Origin of the sequence: Pseudomonas sp. 2VD (genome assembly GCF_005503585.1) — a bacterium.
GTDB classification, from domain to species: Bacteria; Pseudomonadota; Gammaproteobacteria; order Pseudomonadales; family Pseudomonadaceae; genus Pseudomonas; species Pseudomonas aeruginosa.
Map to the genome: position 1 here is coordinate 1 of NZ_SCND01000634.1, position 1,557 is coordinate 1,557.

At 68.1% G+C, this 1,557-nt stretch carries 2 protein-coding genes; both read right to left on the reverse strand.

Translation table 11 applies throughout. The features are described from left to right. Positions 1-1,084: lytic murein transglycosylase (locus tag FFS27_RS32625; RefSeq protein WP_137952548.1), on the reverse strand; the 1,084-nt coding region annotated here is incomplete at its 3' end. After that, a partial coding sequence (locus FFS27_RS33430) for a hypothetical protein (protein WP_218570997.1) occupies positions 1,077-1,557 on the reverse strand: 481 nt, incomplete at its 5' end. The genes FFS27_RS32625 and FFS27_RS33430, both read right to left, overlap by 8 nt.

The window sequence follows — 1,557 nt, forward strand, 5'->3', positions numbered from 1 at the left end:
GGGCATAGGCACTGGAGTTGTTGTACTTGAGGATGGCGCGGAAGTTGTGCAGCACCAGGAAGGCCGGGCCGCGGTGCCCGGCCGGCAGCAGCAGCGAGGCCTGTTCGCCGGAGAGCCCGGAGGGCAGGGGGCCGCCGTTGACGCCTTGTACGCCCATCCCTTGCCACTCGCCCAGGGGCTTGCGGATGGTGAGTTCCGCCAGGGAATAGTCGAAGCCTGCCGGCAGGCGGACTTCGAACCCCCAGGGTTGTCCGGCGATCCAGCCGGAGGCTTTCAGGTAGTTGGCGGTGGAGGCCAGGGCGTCGCCGGGCGAGCCCCAGATGTCACGCTTGCCGTCGCCGTCGAAGTCCACGGCATACTGGTTGTAGGTGGTCGGGATGAACTGGGTCTGGCCCATGGCGCCGGCCCAGGAGCCGATCATGAAGGAGGCCGGAACGTCGCCGTGCTGGAGGATCTTCAGGGCGGCGAGCAACTGGGCGTGGGCGAATTCCGGGCGGCGTCCTTCATAGGCGAGGGTCGCCAGGGAGCGGATCACGTTCTTGTTGCCCATGTGCGAACCGTAGTTGCTCTCCATGCCCCAGATCGCCACCACCGCATCCGCATCCACCGCATAGCGCGCGTCGACTTCGCCGAGGATGCGCGCGTGCTGCGCCAGGCGCGCCTGGCCCTGGCGAACGCGCAGCGGATCGAGGGCGCCTTCCAGGTATTTCCATACCGGCCGGGTGAATTCCGGCTGGCTGCGGTCGGCTTCGACCACGGCGGGATCGGGCTCGACCCCGGCGAAGGCGCGATCGAAGGTCTGCGCATCGATTCCACCGGCCAGCGCCTGTTGACGGAAGGCGTCGCGCCACTGTTCGAAGCTCTGCCCAGGCTGGGCCTCGCTCGGCGCGCCAGCGGACACCGAGGCGGCCGGGCCGGCGCCGGTGAAGGGCGCCTTGGTCTGCAGGGGAGCGGCAGGCTGGTTGTATTCGATTATCGGGTTCTTCTGCGCGCAGGCACTGGAGAGGCCAAGCCCCATGGCGACGACGGTGCTGCCCAGCAGCCCGCTCACCTTCAGCAGGGCGGATCGTTCGGGGTTACGCATTGCTCTCCTCAGCAGGGTCCTCGGGACGGGCCACCTTAGCACGCCGGCCAGGACGCGTCTGCCGTCGTTGGACGCGCCGGCGGGGCCCCGGGTTCGCCAATGCGGTTCCATCGGCGTGGTGGATATCTTTCGACATAGGTTCGGTCAGTGTCGGGCGGCCAATGGTTTCGTCCGTATCGCTCCGCCGCCTGTCGAAGCCTCGCGGCGCACCCGAGTCGGGATCGGCGACGGGTCGCGCGGCATGCTCGAGGCCTTCGACTTCTTCTTCCTGGCCTTCGTTCTGCGCGACATAGCTACCCGCTTCGGCGTCGGCATCGAACGCCCGAGCCTGGTTCGTGCGCTGCAATGGCCAGAGGGTTGCCAGTCGGCCGCGCGGGATGTCGAGGCCGCGGATCATGATGGAGGAACCATTGGCTTTTCGCCCACCCCGAGGGGGCCAGGGCTTGCGCGCCGACGATAGTGTGCCCATGGGC